This window comes from Aeromonas sp. HMWF017, assembly GCF_003061465.1.
GTDB lineage: Bacteria > Pseudomonadota > Gammaproteobacteria > Enterobacterales > Aeromonadaceae > Aeromonas > Aeromonas veronii.
The window spans coordinates 1-5,881 of record NZ_QAJD01000115.1 but is presented as its reverse complement, the minus strand read 5'-3'; the positions used below and the strand labels follow the sequence as shown (position 1 = coordinate 5,881).

General features: G+C 60.0%; 5 protein-coding genes. All 5 read left to right on the top strand.

What is annotated here, in order from left to right; genetic code table 11:
- Positions 1–334, top strand: a 334-nt coding sequence (locus DBR30_RS21350) for a hypothetical protein (protein WP_219927561.1), incomplete at its 5' end; no start/stop codon positions are given.
- Positions 335–462: 128 nt separating this feature from the next.
- Complete coding sequence (locus DBR30_RS11350; RefSeq protein WP_108542094.1) at positions 463–1,221, top strand: flagellar motor protein; 759 nt, start codon at positions 463–465, stop codon at positions 1,219–1,221.
- Positions 1,196–2,074 (top strand): flagellar motor protein MotB, encoded by an 879-nt coding sequence (locus tag DBR30_RS11345; RefSeq protein ID WP_162519562.1) that lies wholly within the window; start codon positions 1,196–1,198, stop codon positions 2,072–2,074. Before DBR30_RS11350 ends, DBR30_RS11345 begins: the two co-directional genes overlap by 26 nt.
- A gap of 162 nt (positions 2,075–2,236) precedes the next feature.
- Positions 2,237–4,375 carry a TonB-dependent hemoglobin/transferrin/lactoferrin family receptor gene (locus DBR30_RS11340; protein WP_108588352.1) on the top strand — a complete coding sequence of 713 codons (2,139 nt, stop codon included), beginning with the start codon at positions 2,237–2,239 and terminating at the stop codon, positions 4,373–4,375.
- Positions 4,375–5,881 (top strand): prolyl oligopeptidase family serine peptidase (locus DBR30_RS11335; protein ID WP_108588351.1); only part of this gene is annotated, 1,507 nt, incomplete at its 3' end. The genes DBR30_RS11340 and DBR30_RS11335, both read left to right, overlap by 1 nt.

Genomic DNA, 5,881 nt, shown 5'->3' with positions numbered 1-5,881 from the left:
TGAGGTGTCCGAGTGGCTGAAGGAGCACGCCTGGAAAGTGTGTATACGGCAACGTATCGAGGGTTCGAATCCCTCCCTCACCGCCAAATTTAAAAAAACCGACCTCAGGGTCGGTTTTTTGCTTTCCGGCAAACGCAAACTCCTAGGCCTACAAGTGAGCACCAGCCACGTAGCGGCGGATCATCCACGCTCTCATCCCCCGGTTTGCAAAGCCCTGATGGAATATAACAGCTTCTCGCATTGCCAGCCCCCGCCCCCCTACCTTGCTTTTATGATTGCCCAACCCGACAAGCATCCTTCCAGGCAACAAGATCATTGCAAGACCATCCCATGACCACAACACGCCTTCTTTTATGGACGTTACCCAGCGCCCATTATTGCTCATCGATTGGATATCATTTTGAAAAACTGATACTTAAGTAGCTACACTAGCCATTATCAATATTCAGGGACGTAGAAAAAATGAGCTTGATAGGCCTTGTCTTTGCACTGATCTGCATTCTTGGCGGAAATATCATAGAAGGCGGCCATCCCAGTGCGCTGCTCGATTTGCCCGCATTTCTTATTGTGATCGGCGGCACCATAGGTGCCGCGTTGACCCAGTTCCCCTTCTCAGTTGTCGGTAAAACTGCCAAACGTTTCAAGTGGCTGCTCTCCCCGCTCAAGCTGGACATGCTGGAGCAAGCCCAGTTGCTGGAGACCCTGGCTGGCAACGCCCGTCGCAGCGGCATGCTCGCACTGGAAGGGATGATCGACGAGATCAAGGATCCCTTCCTGAAGAAAGGGGTGCAGATGATGGTTGATGGTTACGAGAAAGGGAAAATCCACGAGGTGCTGGAGAACGAGATCGAATTTGAGCAAGAAGATCTCGAACAGACGGTCAAATTCTATGAAGCCATGGGCGGCTACTGCCCGACCATGGGGATAGTGGGCGCGGTGTTTGGCCTGATCCACGCCATGGGTCTGCTAGATGCGCCCGACAAGCTGGGTGGCGCCATCGCAGTGGCCTTTATCGCCACCATCTACGGGGTTGCTGCCGCCAACCTGATCTTCTTGCCGTTCGGCAACCGCTACAAGGCATTTGCCCACCAGATCCGCCACTACAAGGAGATGACCCTGACCGGCATTCTCTGCATCGTGGACGGCGAGTCACAGGCGCGCCTGCAAGTATCCCTCGAACCATTTATGGGAGGCCATGGTGGCAAAAAAGAAAAAAGCTGAAGCACCGGAGAACCACGAACGCTGGCTGGTCTCCTATGCCGACTTCATGACCCTGCTGTTCGCCCTGTTTGTGGTGCTCTACTCCTTTGCCATGGCCAAGCAGTCCGAAACCCGGGTGCTTATCCAGGGCTTTATCGAGTCGCTGGGTAAAATCGGCCTCATTTCCCCGCCTGCCGGCTCACCCTTGATGCAGGGGGGCACAGGGATTCTCGAGCCAGAATCAAAGACTACGCCGAGCAGCCCGAAAGAGGAGACTGTGCTGGAGAAAGATGCCCCCATGGCGGCATCGGATCCCTTCAACGAGACCATAGGTGCCTCGGAAAAACCGAGTGCCACCGAGGCCTGGCCCCACAAGACCAAGGAGCAGGAGTGGGTGCAGGTGACCAAGCAGAAGCTGGAGCAGCAGCTAAAGGCCCAGATTGAATCGAAGGATCTGGAGGTCGAGCAGCTTGGCAGTCAGCTGGTGATCCGCATCGGCGAGAAGGCGCTGTTTCCCGCCGATTCGGCGTTCCTGCAGCCCCAGTTCATCCCGCTGGTCAACAAGATCGCCGGCATTTTGGCCAACATCCCAGGGCAGGTAGTGGTCACCGGTCATACCGACAACTCCCAGGCGCCGGTGGAGCTCTATCGCAACAACTGGGAGCTCTCGGTGCTGCGAGCCTCTTCCATCGTGCAGACCATGCTGACCAACCCCCAGCTGGATGCCAGACGAGTCATCGCTCAGGGTGTTGCCGACACCCAACCCCGCTTTGCCAATGACACCCCCGAACATCGCCAGGCGAACCGCCGGGTCGATATCACCCTCTCCCAAGGCAAGGCCGCAGAAGAGTCGCTGCAACTGCTCAAGCCCTGATCCCCCCGCTCCCGCCTCGCGCGGGAGCCTCTCTCTAAAAACAAATAACTCAATAATATCAACACCATAAGATCTTAATGATAATGATTGCCATTTATTGTCAAGTGGTCAGGCCTCTGCAATAATGCCGCCCCTCAGGCTTAAATAAAAACAATTATCATTATGAACAAACTGCTTCAGGCATGGCCGGCACTCCTGTGTGCCTCCGCTGGCGCGGCCGATCTTCCCCCTGTAGAGAAGGCTCGCAGCGACGACACCATCATTGTCACCGGGCAACGGGTACAACAGAAACTCTCCGATGTTTCCGGCTCCATCACCGTCATCACCCAGGAAGAGCTGGACCGTCAGGTCGCCAGCGAGCTGACTCATGTGTTTCGCAAGATCCCCGGTGTCTCGGTCACCGGCTCTGCCGGGCGACCGCAAAACATCAGCGTGCGCGGCATCGGTGGCAACCGCATCCTGCTGATCAAGGATGGGGTGCGCGTCAGCGACGGCTTTGGCGCCGACAACATCAATGACAAGGTGGGTCGCTTCAACTTCGATCTCGATGACATCAAGCAGATTGAAGTGGCCAAGGGGGCCGGCTCCTCCCTGCATGGCTCCGATGCCATCGGCGGCACCGTGGTGATGAATACCAAGCAGCCAGAAGATTATCTGCAACAGCAAGATAGCTATCTGGCGGCCAAAACCCTCTACGGTGGCGACAGCAACAAGAAGAAGCTCAGCATGACCGGCGCGGTGCGGGCACTGGAGAGCGAACATCTGTTGCGCCTCTCCGGCTGGCGTGGCAACGAAACCGCCAACTTTGAGGAAAACCGCATTCCGGCTGATTTGGATGGCATGAGTGCCTCCACCAGCAGCCGCCTCCCCCTCAATGCCCATCACGCTCTGCGGCTGGAGCTGGACTACTACGAGGATCACGCCAAACGCCAGATGGGGCCCAAAGCGGTGCCCCAACCCGATGGCAGCTGGGACGTGGTCGGTTTTCAGGAAGATGGCGATCAGCGCACCCAGGGCGGCAAGTTCAGCTGGGAAGCCAGCGATCTGGGCATGGTCGATACCCTCAACTGGAGCCTGTTTGGCAACCAGTCCCGCAACGAGGCCAACCAGCGCCAGCTGCTGCGCAACGATGCCCTGAGCGGCTATCCCAGATATCGCAGCCAGCGCACCCTCTCCACGTTCGAGGAGCTGCGCCTTGGCAGCGAGCTGGAGTTGCAGAGCAAGCTGAGCACCGGCTCGCTGGACCACACCTTCAGCTACGGTGTGGAGCTGGAGCAGGCCAACCACGAGCGGCCGGTCAGCAATCTGGCCCTGGAAGATGGCATCACCACCCAGGGACAGAAAGCCCCCTTCAGCAAGGCCGAGACCCGCCGCGATGGCATCTGGCTGAGCGATGTGATCGATCTGGGCAGCTGGCAGTTTACCCCGACCCTGCGCTTTGACCGCCAGCGCCTGCGCACACCGGACAGTAATCTGGCCGAGAACCACAGCGACCACATCTCCCCCAGTGTGGCGGCCAGTTACCGCTTCAACGAAACATGGCGCAGCTGGCTCAGCTATGCCAACGGCTTCCGCGCCCCCGCTTACGATCAGGTTTACGGCAACATTCCTCACTACTTTGCTATGCCGCCATTCGAGATCATTGCCAACCCCAACCTCAAGGAGGAGACCAGCCACAGTCTGGAGTGGGGAGTGAATGGCCAAAGCGACAACTGGAGCGTCAAACCGGCCGTTTTCTACAACCGCTACTACAACTTCATCGACTGGCGCCAGACCGGTTTTCGCCTCGATGACGGTGTCTTCCTGCGCCAATATCGCAACGTTGCCAAAGCAGAAACCTGGGGCGCCGAGCTGGCCGCCAGCCTCTGGCTGAGCGACGAGTGGGAGCTTTCGACCAATCTGGCCTGGATGGATGGCAAGGATCACCGTGGTGAGCCGCTGCGAACCCAGACACCGCTGGAAGGCAACACCACCCTGCGCTGGCAACAGCTCGACTGGGGGGTTGAGCTCAGTGGCAACTATGCCGCCGCCATGACCAAGGTGCCCCAGTGCGCCAATGCGCAGACTGGCTACAACGGTGCCTGCCAGAGCAGCGCAGGCTGGTTCAGCCTGGATCTCACCGGCGACTGGCAGATCACCGAAGCGCTAAAGGTCAATGCCACCATCGGCAACCTGCTCGATACCCGCTACGTCCGCTATCAGGATGTGGCCGGACTTCCGGCTGGCAGCGACACCTCCCTCTACAGCCAGAGCGGCCGCTACCTGTCAGCCAGCCTCAGCTACCGTTTCGTGGGGATGTGATGAAGCATCATGCAATCATGGCGGCCCTGTTGGCCGCCCCGTTGGCGTGGGCGCAAGAGGCCCTGCCACCGCCGATCCCGTCCCAATCGCACCTGATTTCAGGCAATCCCGTACGCCAGGATCCCTACTTCTGGTTGCGGGACGAGAGCCGTAGCAACCCGGCCATTCTCGCCCTGCTCAAGCAGCAAAATCGCTGGAGCGAGCAGCAGCTCGCCGCGCAGCAGCCGCTGGAAGCAACCTTGCGCGCCGAGTTTGCCCGCCATCCGGCGGGTGAACCCGTACCGGACAACTGGCTTGTGCGCGGCGATCAGGCATGGCAGCTGCGCCCGGATGGCTCACTCTGGCAACGCCACGGGGGCAAGGTGCAGCAACGGCTTCCCGCCAGAGCGGGTGAGGCCTATTACGAAGCGGGCGGCTGGGCCCTGAGCCCGGATAACCGCACGCTGGCCATCGCCGAAGACAGGCGCGGCGATCTCGACTATCAGGTCACCCTGCTCGATCTCCAGAGCGGCAAGGTGCTGGCCAGTTTGGCACAGCGCAGCGCTGATCTCGCCTGGTCACAAGATGGTCGCACCCTCTACACCATCGCCAACGAGCGCTACACCCTGCGCCCCTGGCAGCTGCGCGGCTGGCAGGATGGCCAGGAGCAGACTCTCTATGAGGAGCAGGATCCCGCCTGGCTGCTCAGCCTCTATCGCACCACGGATGACCAACATCTGGTGTTGCAGGGCAACAACCACGACAGTTCGGAGCAGTACCTGCTCGACTCGGGCAAGCCGCAGCAGGTCAAACCCCGCCAGCGCGGGGTGGAATACTATCTGGACAGCCAATCCGGCTGGGTGATCAAGAGCAACCGGGAGGGGACGTTTGCCCTCTACTCAGCCAGCACGCCGCTCGGTGAGTGGCAGCGCCTGTGGCCCGCCAAAGAGGAGGATCTCGGCGATCCCGAGAAGTGGCGACTGTTTGATCGCCATCTGGTGGTGCAGTTTCGCCAGCAGGGGGAGGATTGGCTCGCCCTGCTCGATCGCAACGGCCATGAACGCCAGCGCCTGCCGCTGGCCAGTGGCGCCGGTACCGGCTGGCTGCAAGGAGAACATGACCCGGCCAGCGACCGTATTCTGGTGCGCAGTCAGGGCTTGAGCCAGCCCCCCGGCCAGCGCTGGCTGGATTTAAACAGCGGCCAGTGGATCAACGACCAGCACACCGCAGGCAATAAAGCATTGCCCTATCAGAGCGAGCGGCGCTGGATCACTTCTGCCGATGGCACCCGGGTGCCTGTCTCGCTGGTATGGCGCAAGGATCTGGCCCCTCGCGCCGTACTGCTCTACGGCTATGGCGCCTATGGCACGCCGATGCGCCCCTACTACCAGAAAGAGCTGTTAAGCCTGCTGGATCGGGGCTTTGTCTACGCCATCGCCCATGTGCGCGGCGGCGGCATGCTGGGGGAGCAGTGGACCCGCGACGGACGGGGCATCCACAAGCAGAACGGCATCAGCGACTTTATCG